This is a genomic window from Microtetraspora malaysiensis, assembly GCF_050947145.1.
Taxonomy (GTDB): domain Bacteria; phylum Actinomycetota; class Actinomycetes; order Streptosporangiales; family Streptosporangiaceae; genus Microtetraspora_A; species Microtetraspora_A malaysiensis.
In genome coordinates, this window is sequence record NZ_CP191998.1 from 2,116,763 (window position 1) to 2,133,534 (window position 16,772).

Here is a 16,772-nt window from a genome sequence, read left to right on the forward strand (position 1 = left end):
CACCTCTCCTACGACATGTCGCTTAGGTCTGCCTTACCTTACCGTCTCGTCTGACAGGGCCGCCCGCGCCTCGGACACCCAACGCTCGACGCCGACCCGCTCGGCGACCGCGAGCGCGTTCTCGTAGTGCTCCCTCGCCGGCAGGCCGAGCCGTACGGCGAGATCGCCGAGCGTCCGGGCCACCGGCCAGAGCGCGACCACGCCGGTGCCCGCCCCCGCGATCCGATCCCGGAACGGGACAAGCCGGTCGTACGCCTCGCGCATCCGGGCCGTGTCCGACAGGAGGATGCCGGCCAGCGCTCGCCAGATGAGGGCGAGCTCGTACAGGTAGTCGGTCCTGACCGGCTCCCGGGTCGTCGCGACGGCCCGCGCGTCCTTCATGTGCCCGGCCGAGGCGAGGGCCAGCGCGTACGCGTCGAGGGTCCACTTCGCGCCCCGCTGGTGCGCCTCCCCGAGCGGCTCGACCATCTCGTCCGCGCGTCCCCGCACGAGGTGCAGGCAGAACGAGGCGATCAGCGGCAGGTCCTGGCGCCCCTCCAGCATCCCCGCGCGGGCCGTGAGCCGGGCCGCGTTCCGGTAGGCGCGCTCCGCGCCCGCGTAGTCACCGCTGATCATCAGCCGCTGTCCCGCGTACCAGGCGCCCACGGCGGCGGGGGCGGGCAGGTCGTACTGCCGGCCCAGCCGTTCGGCCTGCGCGAGATGGGAGTCGGCCTCGGCGAAGTCGCCACGCGCCGCCGCGCACTCCAGCAGGACCAGGTGCGCCAGCGTCCGCACCGAGATCTGCCCGGACTCCGCGCCGACCCGCAGCAGCTCGCGGCCGATGGTCTCCCGCTCGTCCACCTGCGTCATCGTGTACGACTGGCGGAGCCGGCCGCTCAGCGCCATCGCGAGCAGCGCGGGGTCGCCACTGGAACGCGCCAGTTCCTCGGCCTCCAGCGACGCCTGGTAGCCGCGCTGCGTCGCGGAGCCCTCCAGTTCGAGCGCCAGCGTGGCCAGCAGGCTGGCGCGCAGGGTCTGCTCACCCGGCGGCAGCTCGACCAGAGCCTTCTCGGTGACGTCGACGATCTCCCAGGCGGTGCGGGTGAGGTCGCGGGCGATGCCCTTGTGCGGCACCGCCAGGGCCGCCGCGACCCGCGCGGTCAGCTCCAGGTCGCCGAGCGGCAGCGCGACGTCCATCGCCTCCCGCCGGTGCGCCCGCGCCGCGGTCATGTCGCCGGACAGCGCCAGCGCCCGGATCACCCGGAGCTGCAGCTCCAGGCGCTCCCGCACACCGCCCGCGCGGGCGCGGTCGAAGGCGGAGATGGCCCGCTGCCACAGCGACGCCGCCTCGCGGTGCGCGTAGCGGCGCTCGGCCTGCTCGGCGGCGAGGCCCGCGTACCGCTCCGCCTTCGCCGCCGTCTCCACGCTGCCCGCCGCCTCGTAGTGGTGCGCCAGCGCGGCCACGTCCGAGGGCGTGCGCCGCTCGATCACCGAGGCGACCGCCGCGTGCAGCCGCGACCTGCGCAGCCGCGACGCGTCGGAGTAGATGGTGTCGCGCACCAGGTCGTGGTCGAACCTGAGCATCCCGGGCCCCGGCTCGGTCACCAGTCCGGCGAGCAGGCCCGCCTCGACCGCGTCCACCACGGCGTCCTCGTCGCCGGACACGTCCACGAGCACGTCCACGTCCACGTCCCGGCCGATCACCGCGGCCTGCAGCAGCACCTGCTGCGCCTTCGCGGGCAGCCGGGCGATCCGCCGCCGCAGCACGTCGCGCACTCCGGAGGGCACCTGCGAGAGGTCCGCCTCCGCCTCGAACAGGCGCACCGTCTCCTTGACGAAGAACGGGTTGCCACCGGTCCGCTCGACGATCGCGGTGACGACCTCCTCGTCCACGTCGCGCACGCACGTCGCCCGGACCAGCTCGGCGACCGACGCGGCGTCCAGCCCGTCCAGCCCGACGCGTACGGGGGCCAGCCGGGCGAGCGCGGCCAGCACGTCCTGCTGGCGGTCGTTCAGCTCGCCCTCGCGGCAGGTGACCACCAGCAGCACCCGGCTCGCGGCGAGCAGGCTGGGCAGGGCGCGAAGCAGCGCGAGCGTCTGCTCGTCGGCCCAGTGCAGGTCCTCCAGGACGATCAGCAGCGGCGCCTCGCGGGCGACCGCGGACAGATAACCGCCGACCGCCCGGTGCAGCCGGAACCCGCCGGACGCCTCGTCGTCGGAGCTGTCCGGCGCGGCGTCGTCCAGCAGCGGCGCGAGGAGCGCGGCGTACTCGCCCGCGCCCCTTCGCTTGATCAGCGCCCGCAGCACCTCGACCCAGGCCCACCCCGGCGGCGTCGCGTTGCTGTCGGGGCAGCCGCCCACCGCGCTGACCCAGCCGTCGAGCCGGGTGGCGAGTTGCCGGACGAGCGTGGTCTTGCCCGCCCCCGCGTCGCCGCCGATCAGCGCGACCGTGAACCGGCCGGCCCCGGCGTGCGGCGCGGCGGACACCAGCCTGGCCAGCTCGCCGTCGCGTCCCACGAACGGCTCGGGCTCCAGGGGCGGCAGCGGGCCCGCCTCGACCGGACGCGGCGGCCAGGACCAGGTCACCTCCTGGACCCGGCGCTGCGCCTGCGGGGGGAGATCGAGGCCCGGGTCCTGGGCGAGGATGTCGCCCTCCATCTTCCGCAGCGCGGGACCGGGGTCGATGCCCAACTCGTCGGAGAGCACGGCCCGGGCCCGGCGCAGCGCGGCCAGCGCGTCCCCCTGCCTGCCGCAGCGGTAGAGCGCGAGCGCGAGCAGCCGCCAGCCCTCCTCGCGCAGCGGGTGCTCGGCGGTCAGCGCCTCCAGGTCGGGGACCGTCTCGGCGTGCAGGCCCATCCGCAGCCCGGCGTCGGCGTACCGCTCGCGCGCCACCAGGCGCAGCTCGTTCAGCCGCGCCACCTCGGCCTCCGCCCAGGGCTGCTCGGCGAAGTCGGAGTACGGCGTGCCGCGCCACAGCCCGAGCGCCGTCTCCAGCCGGGACCGGGCCGAGGGCGGCTTGTCCTCCAGCCGCTCACCCGCGGAACGGACGCTCGCCTCGAACCGCAGCGCGTCCACCTGCTCGGGGGCGGCGCGCAGGGCGTACCCGGACGCGACCGTGACGAGCAGCCGGGTGGGGCCGCCGCGCGGCCGGTCCGGCTCGATCACCCGGCGCAGCCGTGAGATGTAGACCTGGAGCCCGGACTGCGCGCCCCGCGCGTCGTCCCACAGGTCGAACAGCAGAGTGTCGACCGGCACGACCTGGCCGCGGGCGGCCAGCAGCCGGGCGAGAACCGCGCGCTGGCGCAGCCCGCCGAGATCGAGCTCCCGACCGCCGTCGTACGCCTCGACCGGGCCTAGAACCCGGAATGCCACTGTGGTCATGGTCGCCTGCGCCCGGGGGGTCGCTCGCTGGCAACGGCCTCGTTCGACGCCTGCCGAGCCCGGTCATCCTCCGCGGACAAAGTATCGCGTTCAAGCCTGGAAGAGGTCGTCGTCGGCCGTTCGCTTCACCGCGTGCGCACCGGACCGGCGTCGCCGGAGCGGCGGCGGAAGAGCGCCCAGCCGCCGAGCGCGAGACCGCCCCACGGGATCTCGATCGTGTACGTCCAGAAGCCGAACAGGATGGCCGCCGCGGTCGCGCCCGCCTCCGGAGCGCCGAACGCCACCAGGGCGAGCGCCGTGCCGGCCTCCATGAAACCGGCCCCGCTCGGCGTGGCCAGGGCGCTGGTCAGCACGCGGGAGAGCGCGAAGACGGCGATCGACTCGGCCAGGCCTGGATAGGAGCCGGTGGCCTGGAGGCAGAGCACGAGGATCAGCCACTGGAGGACGAGGAACGCGACCATGCCGAGGGAGAGCCTCGCCCAGCGGCTGTGCACCACGTCGGTCGTGTCCTTGCGCAGCCGGGTGAGGGCGTCCGAGACCCAGTTCTCGGCCGGGCGGATCCGCCGCGGCGCGAGCCGGGCGACGGCGTCGAGGGCGCGGCCGAGCACCCGGGCGGCGCTCTCCCAGTAGAGCGCCGACGCGACCACGGCGACCAGGACGAGGATCGAGATCGCGCCCGCCCACCCGGCGTCGGCCACCGCCGGGCTCAGCGCACGCCCTGACATCAGCAGCGCGAGGATGCCGGCCGCGGGCAGGATGAACCGGAACAAAGTGTTCCAGATGCCGCTGACCAGGGTCAGCACCACGACCGAGCGGGTGGTGAACCCCCACCCGCGGGTCATGCCGAAGGTCACCGCCACCCCCGCCGCGCCCCCGAACGGCAGCAGGTTGCTGACCGCGCTGCCCGCGGCGTTCAGCGTGAGCGCCTGGGCGTGGGTCAGGCCGGGCAGCGATCCGGTCAGCACGAACGTGTACGCCAGCAGGCTGGCCAGCCAGACCCCCGTCATCAGGGCGATCATCTGCCAGCTCATCGAGGCGAACAGGCCGCCGATCTGCGACCAGGAGATGTCCGCCCCGGTCATCGTCCCGACGATCTGCGGGAGGAAGACGATCAGCGCGGCCGCGAGGCCGAGCGAGGTGATCGACAACACGACCCGCAACCACTTGCTCATGCTCCCGCTCCCCATCACGCCGGCGACCCGTACCAGTCTGGCGGCAACGCCAGGGGGTGGCTCTCCTTCTTTGGGAGGAGCGCACCCCTAAGGGAGGCGGATCACTGGAAGGGGTGGTGCAGCCGGGTGCCCGGCTGCAGATCGCGCCGGACGTACCACTCCGTGCCGAAGATCAGCCGGTACGCCCAGAAGGGGATCTTCAGCATCGCGCCCAGCGTGCGGTCGCCGTCGCCGCCGGTCGTCTGGCTGGCATGGGCGGCCATCGAGGCCCGTTTCGCCCGCGCGAACTTGCGGACGTTCACCCGGTGGGTGATCACGTGGCTCGGCGAGTAGGCGCGCTCGAAGCTCCGGACGTCGATCTTGGGGTAGAGGCGGGCCGCGAGCCGCACCCCCTTCAGCAGCGGGTCCCGGTTCACCGTCGCCTCCAGCACGATGGGGGTCCCGGCGATCTCGGCCGCCCGGCTGCCCACCCGGTACACCTGGACGTGGTCGGGGTGGCCGTACCCGCCGGCCGGGTCGTAGATCGTCAGCAGGTCGGCGGTCTCCTCCTTGAGGATCGCGGCCAGCCGCTGCGCGGCCTCCTCGCTGTCGGCGTCGATGAAGGCGTTGTCCGGGCGGTCCTCGGCCACGCCGCCGTCGATGGCCAGCCCGGAGTCGCCGTACCCGAGCAGCACGACCCGGGCGCAGCCGAGCGTCTCCGCCGACCGGTTCAGCTCCTTCATGCGGGCCTGGCCCAGCTCGTCTCCGTGGGGGAGGTCGGCGAGGCCCCGCTCTCCGGCGGTCGCCACCACCAGCACCACGCGGTGGCCTTCGGCGGCCAGCATCGCCATCGTCCCGGCAGTCAGCAGCGCCTCGTCGTCAGGATGAGCGTGAAAGAAGACCGCGGTTCTCGACACAGCGCAATGATTCCATGCCACCGGACCGACGGTTTGATGGCGGTCCCGGCCTCTGCCAGTCTGGTTTGGTGAGGATCCTGCACATCAGTGACTGTTACCTCCCACGTCTCGGCGGCATCGAGGTGCAGGTGGCCGACCTCGTCGGGAAGCAGCGAGAGGCGGGTCACACGGTCGAAGTGGCGACCGCCACACCGGGGGAGCCCCTCCCGGGCGTGCGCCGAGTCGTGGCCGGGCTCCCGTTCGACCTCCCTGTCCACCCCCGAGGCACCGCCCACCTGATCCGCCTGATGACCGGCTGGCGGCCCGACGTCGTGCACGTCCACGCGGGCGCCGTCTCGCCGTTCGCCTGGCAGGGGGTCGGCGCCGCCGTACGCGCCGGGATGCCGGTGGTGGTGACGGTGCACAGCATGTGGGACCCGATCACCTCCGGCCTCTATCTGGGGCTGCAGGCCGCCTTCGAGTGGCGGCGCTGGGGCATCGCCGTGACGACGGTCAGCGAGGCGGCCGCCCGGCCGATCCGCGCGGTGGCGGGCTCCGGCGTCCCGGTGCACGTCGTCTCCAACGGGCTGGACGTCGCCGCGTGGCGTCCCGATCCGGGCCGTGCCGTACCGGAGGGCGAGCGGGGCGGCGCGCACGTGGTGGCGGTGGGACGGCTCGCGCCGCGCAAGCAGCCGGTGCGCCTGCTCAAGCTGCTCAAGGCGGCCCGGGCCAGTGTGCCCGAGACGATCCCGATGCGCGCCACGATCGTCGGAGAGGGGCCCGCCCGCGGCTCCATGGAGCGGTACCTGCGCGGGCAGGAGATGGACTGGGTGTCGCTGCCCGGCCGGTTCACCCGTGACCAGATCAAGGAGCTGCTCGCCTCGGCCGACGTGTTCGTCGCCCCCGCGCCGCGCGAGTCGTTCGGGCTGGCCGCCCTGGAGGCCAGGGCGGCCGGGGTGCCGGTGGTCGCGCGCTCGCAGAGCGGGGTCGCCGACTTCGTCCGTCCGGGCAAGGAGGGTCTGCTCGGCCGCACCTTCAACGAGCTCGCCTCGTCGATCGCGCGCCTGGTGCGCGACGAGCCGCTGCGCGCCTCGATCGCCGCGCACAACCGCGAGGTGGAGCCGGTCGCGTGCTCGTGGCCGGCCGTACTGGACGGGTTCGAGCGCTGCTACGCGGAGGTCCGCGCCGCGCGGCCGTAGCCCCGCTGTCGGCGCGGACCAGGCCGGTCGCGGCGTTAGGCTCGGCGTTCATGCGCGCGATCCCCACCCTCATCCGGATGCTCGTCCTGTTGCTCACGGGCGTGGTGCCGGCCGGTGCGCTGCTCGCCGGTACGGCGGGCGCGGCGCACGCGCAGACGTCCCCGGCCGCGCGCGTGGCCCTGATCGGCGTCCCCGGCCTGCGGTGGAGCGACCTCGGCCCAGAGGAGACGCCCAACCTGTGGCGGCTGGCGGGTGAGAGCGCGATCGGCTCGCTGTCCGTACGCACGATGGGGCCGGTGACCTGCCCGGCCGCGGGCTGGCTGACGATCTCGGCCGGCATCCGCACGACGGCGGGCGAACGATGCCTCCCGGAGGCGCCGCGGGCGCAGGGGCAGGGGGCTCTCGTCACCCCCGACGCCTCCGGCGCGCACGCGGAGGGCGCCGGGCTGCTCGGGCAGGCGATCCACGACGCGGGCCTGTGCTCCGCCGCCGTCGGCCCGGGAGCGGCGCTGGCCTTGGCCGACCGCGCGGGCCGGGTGGACGCGTACGCCGCGACCGTCGCGGAGCTGCCCGCCGCCGAGTGGGGGCGCTGCCCGTTCCTCGCGATCGACGTGGACGCCGCGGTCCGGCCGTACCTGGCCTCCGGGACGCTCACGGACGAGCAGGACGTGCCCGCCGCGACCCGGGCTCAGGCCGTACGCGACGCCGACCGGGAGGTGGGCGAGGCGCTGGCGCGGATCCCGGCGGACGCGACGGTGCTCGTCGCGGGACTCGCCGACCACGACCGGACCCCGCACCTCAGGGTCGCGATGATGCGGACGCCGGAGACGGCGCGGACCGGCGGCGCGGGCGGGTTCCGGCTCGGCTCCGACTCCACCCACCGCGACGACATGGTCATCCTGCCGGACGTCACCGCGACCCTGCTCGCGGCCCGCGGCCTGGCCACGCCCGGCCTGGTGATGGGCCTGCCCTGGACGGCGACCGCCGGCCACCCCGGACCCGTGGCGGACGCGGCGCGGGAACTCGCCGCCGCGGACGTCGCCGGGCAGACCGTCCGCGACATGACGGCGGCCTTCTTCACCGCCTTCGCCGTCGCCCAGGTGCTCTTCTACGGGGTGGCGTACCTGATCCTGCGGCGAGGCGGCCCGCGCGGCCGGTCGGCGCTGCGCGTGGCCGCGCTCGCGCTGGCGGCGCTGCCGGTGTCCACGTACGTGGTCAACCTCTTCCCGTGGGTGAAGACCCCGTGGCCGGCGTTCACCATCGTGGCCGGCGCGCTGGCGATCGACGCGGTGGTCACGGCCGTCGCGCTCGCCGGACCGTGGCGGAGGACGGTCCTCGGCCCGGGCACCGTCGTGGCCGCGATCACCGGTGCGGTGCTCGTCGCCGACCTCGCGACCGGCACCACCCTCCAGCTCAACGGCGTCATGGGGTACACCGGCGTCGTCGGCGCGCGCTACTACGGGATGGGGAACATCCCGAACGCGCTGTTCGCCGCGTCCGCCCTGCTGTGCGCGGCGGCCGTCGCCCAGGCCCTGGTCGCGCGGGGCCGCCGCCGTGCCGCGGTCGCCGCGGTGCTCGCGATCGGCCTGGCCTGCGTCGCCGTCGAGGCGTGGCCCGGAGTGGGGAGCAAGTTCGGCGGCACCATCGGCTTCGTCTCGGCGACCGCCGTCGCCGCCGTCCTGGTCGCGGGACGACGGCTGTCCGCCGCCCGCCTGGCGGTGATCTGCGCGGGCGGCGCGGTCTTCGCGCTGACCGTCGCCTTCCTCGACCACCTGCGCCCGGAGGCCGACCAGACGCATCTAGGCCGCTTCATCGGGCAGGTGGCGCACGGCCAGGCGGTCGAGCAGGTCCAGCAGAAGCTCGAGGCGATGCTGCGGACGTTCGGCAACCCGAACCTGATGCCGATCCTGGTCGCGGCGCTCGCGTTCCTGGTCTTCGCGCTGCGCAACCCGGGGAAGGTCACGGCCGGGGCGCTGCCGCTGGCGTTCGCCCGGGCCCCGATGTTGCGGGCGGGGCTGGCCGGCGCCCTGGTCAGCGGGGTGGTCGGCACCCTCGCCAGCGACTCCGGCGTCGCGGTGCTGTCGATGACCCTCGCGCTCGCGGTGCCGCTCGCGCTCGCCGCCGGGGTGCGGGCTCTCGAACTCGGTCCGGCGCCCTCGGGGGAGGCGGCGCACTCCCCATCCTCCACCGACGCCCGGTGAGCCCGGGGAGCATGGGGAGCGGTCGCCGGTACGTCGCCGGAGGGGTGGTCCGTTCGCCGTCGGGGGCGTTCCCGTACGTGATCGAAGTCTGACTCAGAAGGGAAGGACGCGCCCGGAAGGGGTGCGCAGGTCGATGGGCTGGGGGCGCCTCGGCGGCCGAGGCCGCATGGTGATCTGGACTCTCTTCATTCCGGCCCTCCTTTTGGTTTCATGATTCCCAAGAACTCGTCAGGATCACCCACTCCTGGTCACTAGTAGGTATCGCATTGGGACGCGGATGTCAGGACCCCCGCGTCAAGGACGTGAGCCGCCACCATGGGCGGGGCTCCTTCAAGGAGCGTCGCGCCCATGGTGCGGTGGCCGGGTGCGGTGGTCGGGTGCGGCGGTCGCCGCCTGAGACGGGCTACTCCTGGTCGGCAGGGCGGTAGTCGAGGACATGGAAACGGTCGCCTGACGGCGTGAAAGCAACCGGCGGGTTACTTTGCGGCTGGTGTCCGAGCGAGGACTCAGGGACCGATAAGCGCGGATTCGCGGCGATTGTTGAGCGCGTTGTCGATCTTTCGCTGCATGATCATTGATCTTTCTCGGTCGCCTTCGGCGGCGGCGAGATTCCGCGCGACCCGGAGTACGGCTCTCGCGACGTCGTGGAGGCGCGTTTCCCTCGGCCGGTCCTCCGCGAGCGGGTCGAGGCCGAGCACATTCAGCATCGCGCGCACCGAACCGCATTTCCGCGCGGCACTTTCATGATCGCCTGAATTGAGCGCCGCGTGGCCCTCGGCGACCGTAGCGTGCGCGACCGACAGCGCCCGGGGAAGGTTGAGGTCGGCGTCCATGGCGTCGCTGAACTGGGCGGGAAGATCGGCGGCGGGCTCCGCGCCGACCCGCAGCACGAACCTCTCCATCCGGCGGTAGGCGGTCGCCGCCTCCTCGACCGCGCCGGTCGAGAATTCCAGCGGCGACCGGTAGTGGGCGGCGCAGAGGTAATAGCGCAACTCCATCGGGCGTACCCGGTCGAGCAGTGCGTGGACGGCGAGCGGATTGCGCGCGTGCTTCCTTATCTTCTCGCCCCGGTGGGTGACCGGGCCGTTGTGCACCCAGAATCGCGCGAACGAATCTCCGGCCGCCCGCGACTGGGCCAGCTCGTTCTCATGATGCGGAAAAACAAGGTTCGCGCCGCCGCCGTGGATGTCGAATTCGTGACCGAGATATTTCCGCGCCATTGCGGAGCATTCCAGATGCCATCCGGGGCGGCCGTCGCCCCAGGGGGTGTGCCAGACCGGCTCGCCCGGCTTCGCCCGCTTCCACAACGCGAAATCGCGCGGGTCGCGCTTTCCGCGTTCGTTCTCCTCTGTTATCCGAATGTTCTCCGGCTGTTGCCGGGAAAGTGCGCCGTAGTCGGGGTAGGAGCCCACCTCGAAATAGACGTTCCCGTCCGACTCGTACGCGTGGCCCGCGGCGAGCAACTGCTCCACGAGCTCGATCATCTCCGGGATGTGTCCAGTCGCCCGAGGCTCCACGCTGGGCGGAAGGCAGCCGAGCGTGGTGTAGGCGCGGTCGAACGACCGGTACACGGGATCGGCGATCCGCCACCATTGGAGCCCCTCGGAAAGCGACCTTCCGATTATCTTGTCCTCGATGTCGGTGACGTTCCGGCAGAAAAGGACGCGATATCCGCAGTGCCGCAGCCAGCGGTGCAGGACGTCAAAATTCACCTGCGATCTGACCTGGCCGATATGAGGCGGCACGACCACGGTGGGGCCGCAGAGATAAATCGATGCCATTCCCGGAATTCGCGGGGAGAAATCGCGCATCGCGCGGCGGCGTGTATCGTAAAGGCGAAGACCCACCTAGCCCAGGGTAAGCGACTTATCCGCTCGCTGTCGACAGCACGGCAAAGCCCGCGCTCCGCACATCCTGAAATGTGGATAGTGCGGGCGGCCGAAGGGGGGAATAGCGGGTGACGCGGCCTCGCTATCGGCGGATCACGTGCAACACGCTGGCGATGCGTTCGGCGGCGGTGACGACGTCGGAGGCGTGCCCGATGCGGCCGGCCCACGACAGCCAGTACCACCACTCGCCGTCGTTGGTGTCCGAGGCGAGCACGTCCTCGGCCATGGTGGGCTCCATCGGGTTGATCACGCGCAGGCGCGGATTGAGTCCGGCCGGCGCGGTCAGCCGTACCTGGAAGGAGTGTGCCTCAAGCTGGGCGGCCAGCCGCTGAAGGTGGTCCATCGCCTCGCTGCGATCTGCCTTCATGGGGGTCTCTCCGGGGAACGTGGGGACCTATCTCCGGAAAGAGTGACTGCCCGGGGAACAGGCGGCAATCCGTCCCAATCCGCGGAACCGCGCAACAACCAGGGAACTCGCCGGATTTCCGTGGAACACCACCGGATCCCGGGCCACGAACCCATAACGGTACGGAGGGTTGTGTGCTGTCCCGTTAACCTGTGGGAAATATCCGTAACCAGGTGAGATCCTCCACACGCAGCGAAGGGCAGGACCATGGCCCGAGGAGAGCATTCCCCCGCGTGCGCTCGTGGCTGGCGCGAGCAGGCCGAGGCTCGGCGGTGGACCCCCTGGCAGACGGTGCAGGCCATCCACGGATGCTGCGGTGTGAGCATGCTCAAGGCTCACCGGCTGGCGCGCGGATGGTCGGCCAGGCAGGCGATCGAGGAGCTGGAGGACCTCTGCGAGCAGCACGGGCTCGGCCTGCCGAGGGCGAACATCGACCTGCTGAACGCCTGGGAGAACAACCGGGCCAGGCCGCGTCCCCAGACCATCGACCTGCTGGCCCGCCTGTACAAGGCCAACGCCGTACGGCTCGGCCTCGCGGCGGACTACTGCGAGGACACCGGGGGGCCGAAGGTCGTCGTCGTGGCGCAGGGCCGGCCGGAGGAGGCGGTGCGGGCCGACGCCGGCCACAGGACCGATCGCAGCGCGGATTACTGGGGCGATCACAGCGCCGATCACGGCGTTGATTACCGGGCTGATTACCGGGCCGATCACAGCGCTGATTACCGCGTTGATTACCGCGCTGATCACCGGGCCGATCACCGGGCCGACGACGCCAGGCGGCGGGCGCTCTTCCACCACGCGACGCTGATGGGCCGCCCGGACGGCCGGTTCTTCGCCGAGGTCGAGGGGACCAGGCACGACCTCGACCGGGCCCTCGCCATCGGCACTGTCACCGAGGACCAGCTCGACCGGTTGGACGAGCAGGTGCTGCGCCATCGCAGGGAGTACATGACCACCCCGCCGATGCCCATGCTCTGCCGGGTCATGCTGGAGATCGCCGACGTGCGCAAGCTGACGGTGATGCGGCAGCCGGCCTCGGCGCAGCGTCGCCTGCTCACCGCGACCACGATGCTCGCGCTGCTGTCCGCCGACGCGCTGATGAAGCTCGGCGACACGCGGCAGGCCCACGCCTGGTACGGCACCGCGCGTACGGCGTCCGACGATGTCGGCGACCTGCGGCTGCGCGCCCTGGTCCGGGCGCAGCAGACGATGCTGCTCTACTACTACGGCGACCTCAACGAGACGGTGCGGCTGGCGCGCGAGGCGCGGATGCTGGCCGGGTCGGCGCCGAGCTCGCCGGCGGCGCTCGCGGCCGCGGCCGAGGCCCGTGCCCTGGCCCGCATGGGCGACGGCAAGGCCGCCAGGACCGCCCTGGCCGAGGCCGAGCAGATCTTCGCGCGGATGCGCGGACTGCGGCAGGACGACCTGGCCTTCGTCTTCACCGAGAAGCGCATGGTGTTCTACCGCACCGGCACGCTGATCGAGCTGGGCGACGCGCAGCAGATCGAGGCGATCGACGCGTTCCCGCCCGGCTTCCAGACGATCGATCCCGCGCTGATCCTGCTGGACCAGGCGGCCCACCTGGCCAGGAACGGCGACCACGAGGAGGCGTGCCGGATCGCCGCCGAGGCGCTCAGCCAGGTCCCGGCCGAGCACCGCACCTCGATCGTGGTCACCCGGGCCAAGGCGCTGCTCGCCGACGCCGATCCGCGCCGGCCGGCCGTACGGCACCTGAGCCGGGTGCTCGCCGAGTCGTCGGCGCGGCTCGCCCTATGAGCCTGTCGCCGGGCCTGTCACCGGTTCCTTTCCCGGCCCCTTCATCGGCTCCGCCTCCGGTCCCTTCATCGGCCTCTTCATCGGACCGGTCCGCGGGCCGGTCCGATGAAGAGGCGGCGGACGGGAGGCAGGAACGGACGCCGAGCCTGTCGGAGGAGGCGTTCGCCGTACTGCGGGACGTGTGCCTGCGGCTCGGCGTGGACGCCGAGGGGGCGCGGCTCATGCGGCTGCGCAGCAACGCGGTGTTCAAGCTGCGCGGCGACATGGTGGTGCGGATCGCCACCGCGCCGGACGCGCTGACCCGCCTCCCCGTGGTCCTCGCCGTCGCCCGGTGGCTGGCCGACCGGGGGTTCCCGACGGTCCGTCCCGTGGACGAGATCCCGGGCCAGCCGATCGTGCACGCGGGCCGTGCGGTGACCTTCTGGCGCTACGTACGCGCCCGGGGACGGCCGACCACCCACGAGCTGGGCCGGATCCTGCGCAACCTGCACCGCGAGCCGGTGCCGCCGATGGCGCTGCGCCACCTGACCGACCCGCTCGCCGAGGTGCGGCACGCGGTCGAGCACCGGGCCGAGGTGCTGACCCCGGCGCAGCGCTCCTGGCTCAGCGACCGGATCGAGCATCTCACCGGGAGCTGGCAGGCGCTGGAGACCGGGCCGCCCGTGCTGCTGCACGGCGACGCGTGGATCGACAATCTGCTGCGCTGCCAGGACGGCCACGTCGTGCTGTGCGACTGGGACGGTGTCGCGGTCGGGCCGCGCGAGTGGGACCTGGTGCACACCTATCACGGGCAGCGCCGGTTCGGCCTGAGCGCCGCCGAGGTGGACGCCTTCGCCCACGCATACGGCTCGGATCTGCGACGCTGGCCCGGATACAGCACCCTGATGGAGGTCAGGGACATGTACGCGGTCGGCATCCACATCCGCAATGCCTCCGGCGACCCCTTCTCCCGCCAGGAGCTGCCCCGCCGGCTCGACTCCCTCACCCGCGGCGACGGCCACGCCCGGTGGTACATGGCGGCCACGGGCTGACACCCGCCCCTCGCCCGCGGGAGAACCCGGAGGGCCGACCCTGAGATCCCTAGGGGCGCCTCGGGGAAAGGTCGGGGACGCTTCCGGCCGATCTCCGATGGGACGGAGTCGATCTTCCCGCCAGAGTCGTGGTCATGGGCATCGTGTTGGGATATGTGGCAATCGTCGCCGGTTCGGCGGGAATGGTACTTCTGCACGTGGTCTCGGGGCTCAACCCGTTCCGGGACATGATCAGCGATTACGTGTTCACCCCGCACGGATGGCTGCTCGGCGTCTCGCTGTCGCTGCTCGCGACGGGGGCCGCGCTGCACGCCGTACGGCTCGCCCGGCTGGAGCGCCGGGGGGCGCTGCTGGTCGGCGGGTGGGCGGGCTGCATGCTGCTGGTCGCGGGCTTCCCCACCGACCGCCCCGGGATGTCCCTCTCGATGTCGGGTGAGATCCACCGATACGCCGCGTTCGTGGCGTTCGTCTGCATGCCGCTGGCGGGGCTGCTCATCGCCCGGCGGACGGGCTCGCGGCCCGTCCGCGTCTTCAGCCAGATCGCGATCGGCTCGCTCCTCCTGGTGCTGGTGCCGTACGCGATCCGGACGCTGGGGCTGGACCCGGGGCTGATGCCCGCGGGGCTCACCCAGCGGGTGACGGTCGTGTCCCAGGTCGGCGCGCTGCTCGCGATGGCGCTGCTGGCGGGCGCTCGCCTGTCACCCGCCGCAGGCCGCGAAAACGAACGCGTCCTTGGGCATCGGGTAGGTGTCGCGCACCTTGCCGGCCCCGGTCTCGCTGTCGAACTGGCCGATCCACATGGTGCGCCCGCGGTCGACGTGCATCGTGACCTGGTGGTCACCGGTCCAGTCGAGCATGAACGGCGTCCTGCCGGCGGGCAGCTTGACGCGGACGCTGCGGACCACGCGGTCCTCGACCATGTCGTAGAGCTTGAGCCGCGCCCCGCCGCCGGACCCGGTGACGACGGCGACGGTCCGGCCGTCGGAGGACAGCGCGTGCGGGCTGTTGTTGACGACGACCTGGGGTGGCTCGACCCGGGACACCTCGTTTCCGGAGGCGTCGTAGGTGACCAGCGTCTGGGTGTTCTCGTCGGTCTCGATCTCGCCGAGGACGGTCGCGCCGTCGCCGCTGAGGGAGGCGTTCACGAGGGTCTTGGGGAGGGTCGCGCCCTGACCCGGGTCTGACACGTCGTAGACGCGGTACGGCCGCCGCTCGCCGTCGGAGCCGAAGTAGCCGACGAGCAGGCGGCGGCCGTCCTGCGACAGGCTGAGCTCCACCGACGCGTTCGCGTTCAGCCCCTTGAGCGTGGGCATCACGTGGACCGTGCCGCCCAGCTCGCGCACGACGAGGCGGTTGTCGCTCTTGCGGAAGTACACCAGCGAGTGGCCGTCGCCGCTGACCGCGATGGGCGCCGCGAGGTAGGTGTAGGTCTTGCCCTTCGCGTCGCGCGGCCAGACCAGCGCGTCGGTGAAGGTGACGGTCTTCCCGCTGTGCATGGCGAGCCGCCACGGCCCGCACGGGACCTGGCCGTACTTCTTGTCCCGGCACCCCTTGACCGAGACGTTCCTGATCGAGTCGTGCGCATGCACGGCGGTTCGGGCGCTCGCCGCGGCGGGCGATGCGGCGGTTCCGATGGCCCCCGTCGTCCCCAGGGCACCGATGGCACCGATGGCGAGGGCGGTGATCGCGCTGCGGACCGGCACCCGTGCGGCCGGTCGGGTCGTCGTCGTCATTGGACTCCCCTTTCTCCCCGTCGTTAGACCGACGGGAGGAGTGCCCGGTTGGTCACGACTCCGCATCAACTGCCGTGCCGATGAGAAGACCCCCGTCGCGTGTGGTCACACATGCGACGGGGGTCCCTGCGGCGTCCGAGACGGCGTCAGATGAGGCCGAGCTCCTTGACGGCGTCGCGCTCCTCGACGAGCTCCTGGACCGAGGCGTCGATGCGCTCACGCGAGAACGCGTCGATCTCCAGGCCCTGGACGATCTCCCACTTGCCGTTCTTCGAGACGACCGGGAAGGAGGAGATGAGGCCCTCGGGCACGCCGTACGAGCCGTCGGACGGGATCGCGGCCGAGGTCCAGTCGCCCTCAGGGGTGCCGTTGACCCAGTCGTGGACGTGGTCGATCGCGGCGTTGGCGGCGGAGGCGGCCGAGGACGCGCCCCGGGCCTCGATGATCGCGGCGCCGCGCTTGGCGACGGTCGGGATGAACGTGTCGCGCAGCCACGCCTCCTCGACCAGCTCGGCCGCGACCTTCCCGGCGACCTCGGTGTGGTAGAGGTCGGGGTACTGCGTGGCGGAGTGGTTGCCCCAGATCGTCATCTTCTTGATCTCGGTGATCGGGACGTTCAGCTTGGCGCCGAGCTGCGAGAGCGCGCGGTTGTGGTCCAGGCGGGTCATCGCGGTGAACCGCTCGGCCGGGACGTCGGGCGCGGCCGACTGCGCGATGAGGGAGTTGGTGTTCGCCGGGTTGCCCACGACGAGCACGCGGATGTCGTCCGCGGCGTGGTCGTTGATGGCCCGGCCCTGCGGGCCGAAGATGCCGCCGTTGGCCTGGAGGAGGTCGCCGCGCTCCATGCCCGCGGTGCGGGGGCGGGCGCCCACCAGCAGCGCCACGTTGGCGCCGTCGAAGGCCTTGTTCGGGTCATCGGAGATCTCGATGCCGCGCAGCAGCGGGAACGCGCAGTCGTCCAGCTCCATCGCGGTGCCCTCGGCGGCCTTCAGCGCCGGAGTGATCTCCAGCAGGCTCAGCTTCACCGGGGTGTCCGGGCCCAGGAGCTGGCCCGAAGCGATGCGGAAGAGCAGCGCGTAACCGATCTGGCCGGCCGCGCCGGTGACGGTCACTTTGACGGTCATGACGAT

10 protein-coding genes and 2 pseudogenes are annotated in these 16,772 nt (G+C 72.5%); 5 read left to right on the forward strand and 7 right to left on the reverse strand.

What is annotated here, in order from left to right; translation table 11 throughout:
• Positions 1-33: 33 nt before the first annotated feature.
• The 3 genes from ACQP1V_RS10335 to ACQP1V_RS10345 all read right to left on the reverse strand — a co-directional run bounded on the left by ACQP1V_RS10335 (position 34) and on the right by ACQP1V_RS10345 (position 5,428).
• On the reverse strand, positions 34-3,360 hold the full coding sequence (locus ACQP1V_RS10335) for a BTAD domain-containing putative transcriptional regulator (RefSeq protein WP_433421384.1): 3,327 nt from the start codon (positions 3,358-3,360) through the stop codon (positions 34-36).
• A gap of 125 nt (positions 3,361-3,485) precedes the next feature.
• Positions 3,486-4,532 carry a lysylphosphatidylglycerol synthase domain-containing protein gene (locus ACQP1V_RS10340; RefSeq protein WP_433421387.1) on the reverse strand — a complete coding sequence of 349 codons (1,047 nt, stop codon included), beginning with the start codon at positions 4,530-4,532 and terminating at the stop codon, positions 3,486-3,488.
• Between the two features lie 101 nt (positions 4,533-4,633).
• Positions 4,634-5,428 (reverse strand): PIG-L deacetylase family protein, encoded by a 795-nt coding sequence (locus ACQP1V_RS10345; RefSeq protein ID WP_387413186.1) that lies wholly within the window; start codon positions 5,426-5,428, stop codon positions 4,634-4,636.
• Positions 5,429-5,496: 68 nt separating this feature from the next.
• Here ACQP1V_RS10345 and ACQP1V_RS10350 point away from each other — a divergent pair, with 68 nt between their 5' ends.
• Both ACQP1V_RS10350 and ACQP1V_RS10355 read left to right on the forward strand, forming a co-directional pair.
• A complete protein-coding gene (locus ACQP1V_RS10350) occupies positions 5,497-6,606 on the forward strand; it encodes a glycosyltransferase family 4 protein (RefSeq protein WP_433421391.1) in 1,110 nt (369 codons plus the stop codon).
• Between the two features lie 50 nt (positions 6,607-6,656).
• Entirely contained in the window at positions 6,657-8,807 is a 2,151-nt protein-coding gene (locus tag ACQP1V_RS10355; protein WP_433421394.1) for a hypothetical protein, read from the forward strand.
• A 510-nt stretch (positions 8,808-9,317) separates the two neighbouring features.
• Here ACQP1V_RS10355 and cysS read toward each other — a convergent pair.
• Both cysS and ACQP1V_RS10365 read right to left on the reverse strand, forming a co-directional pair.
• Positions 9,318-10,654: pseudogene (cysS, locus tag ACQP1V_RS10360) on the reverse strand (cysteine--tRNA ligase); the annotation flags it as partial.
• Positions 10,655-10,778: 124 nt separating this feature from the next.
• Entirely contained in the window at positions 10,779-11,063 is a 285-nt protein-coding gene (locus ACQP1V_RS10365) for a hypothetical protein (protein ID WP_067135941.1), read from the reverse strand.
• 363 nt (positions 11,064-11,426) lie between these two features.
• Between ACQP1V_RS10365 and ACQP1V_RS10370 the strand changes: the two genes are divergently transcribed.
• The 3 genes and pseudogenes from ACQP1V_RS10370 to ACQP1V_RS10380 all read left to right on the forward strand — a co-directional run.
• Positions 11,427-12,878 carry a helix-turn-helix domain-containing protein gene (locus ACQP1V_RS10370; RefSeq protein WP_433425800.1) on the forward strand — a complete coding sequence of 484 codons (1,452 nt, stop codon included), beginning with the start codon at positions 11,427-11,429 and terminating at the stop codon, positions 12,876-12,878.
• A gap of 179 nt (positions 12,879-13,057) precedes the next feature.
• Positions 13,058-13,909, forward strand: coding sequence for a phosphotransferase enzyme family protein (locus ACQP1V_RS10375; protein WP_433421397.1), 852 nt, complete (start codon positions 13,058-13,060; stop codon positions 13,907-13,909).
• Between the two features lie 182 nt (positions 13,910-14,091).
• A pseudogene (locus ACQP1V_RS10380) lies at positions 14,092-14,529 on the forward strand (DUF998 domain-containing protein); the annotation flags it as partial.
• 78 nt (positions 14,530-14,607) lie between these two features.
• Here the strand turns inward: ACQP1V_RS10380 and ACQP1V_RS10385 are convergent.
• Positions 14,608-15,642 carry a hypothetical protein gene (locus ACQP1V_RS10385; RefSeq protein WP_433426160.1) on the reverse strand — a complete coding sequence of 345 codons (1,035 nt, stop codon included), beginning with the start codon at positions 15,640-15,642 and terminating at the stop codon, positions 14,608-14,610.
• Positions 15,643-15,788: 146 nt separating this feature from the next.
• Positions 15,789-16,766 carry a malate dehydrogenase gene (locus tag ACQP1V_RS10390; protein WP_387413197.1) on the reverse strand — a complete coding sequence of 326 codons (978 nt, stop codon included), beginning with the start codon at positions 16,764-16,766 and terminating at the stop codon, positions 15,789-15,791.
• Between the last annotated feature and the right edge of the window lie 6 nt (positions 16,767-16,772).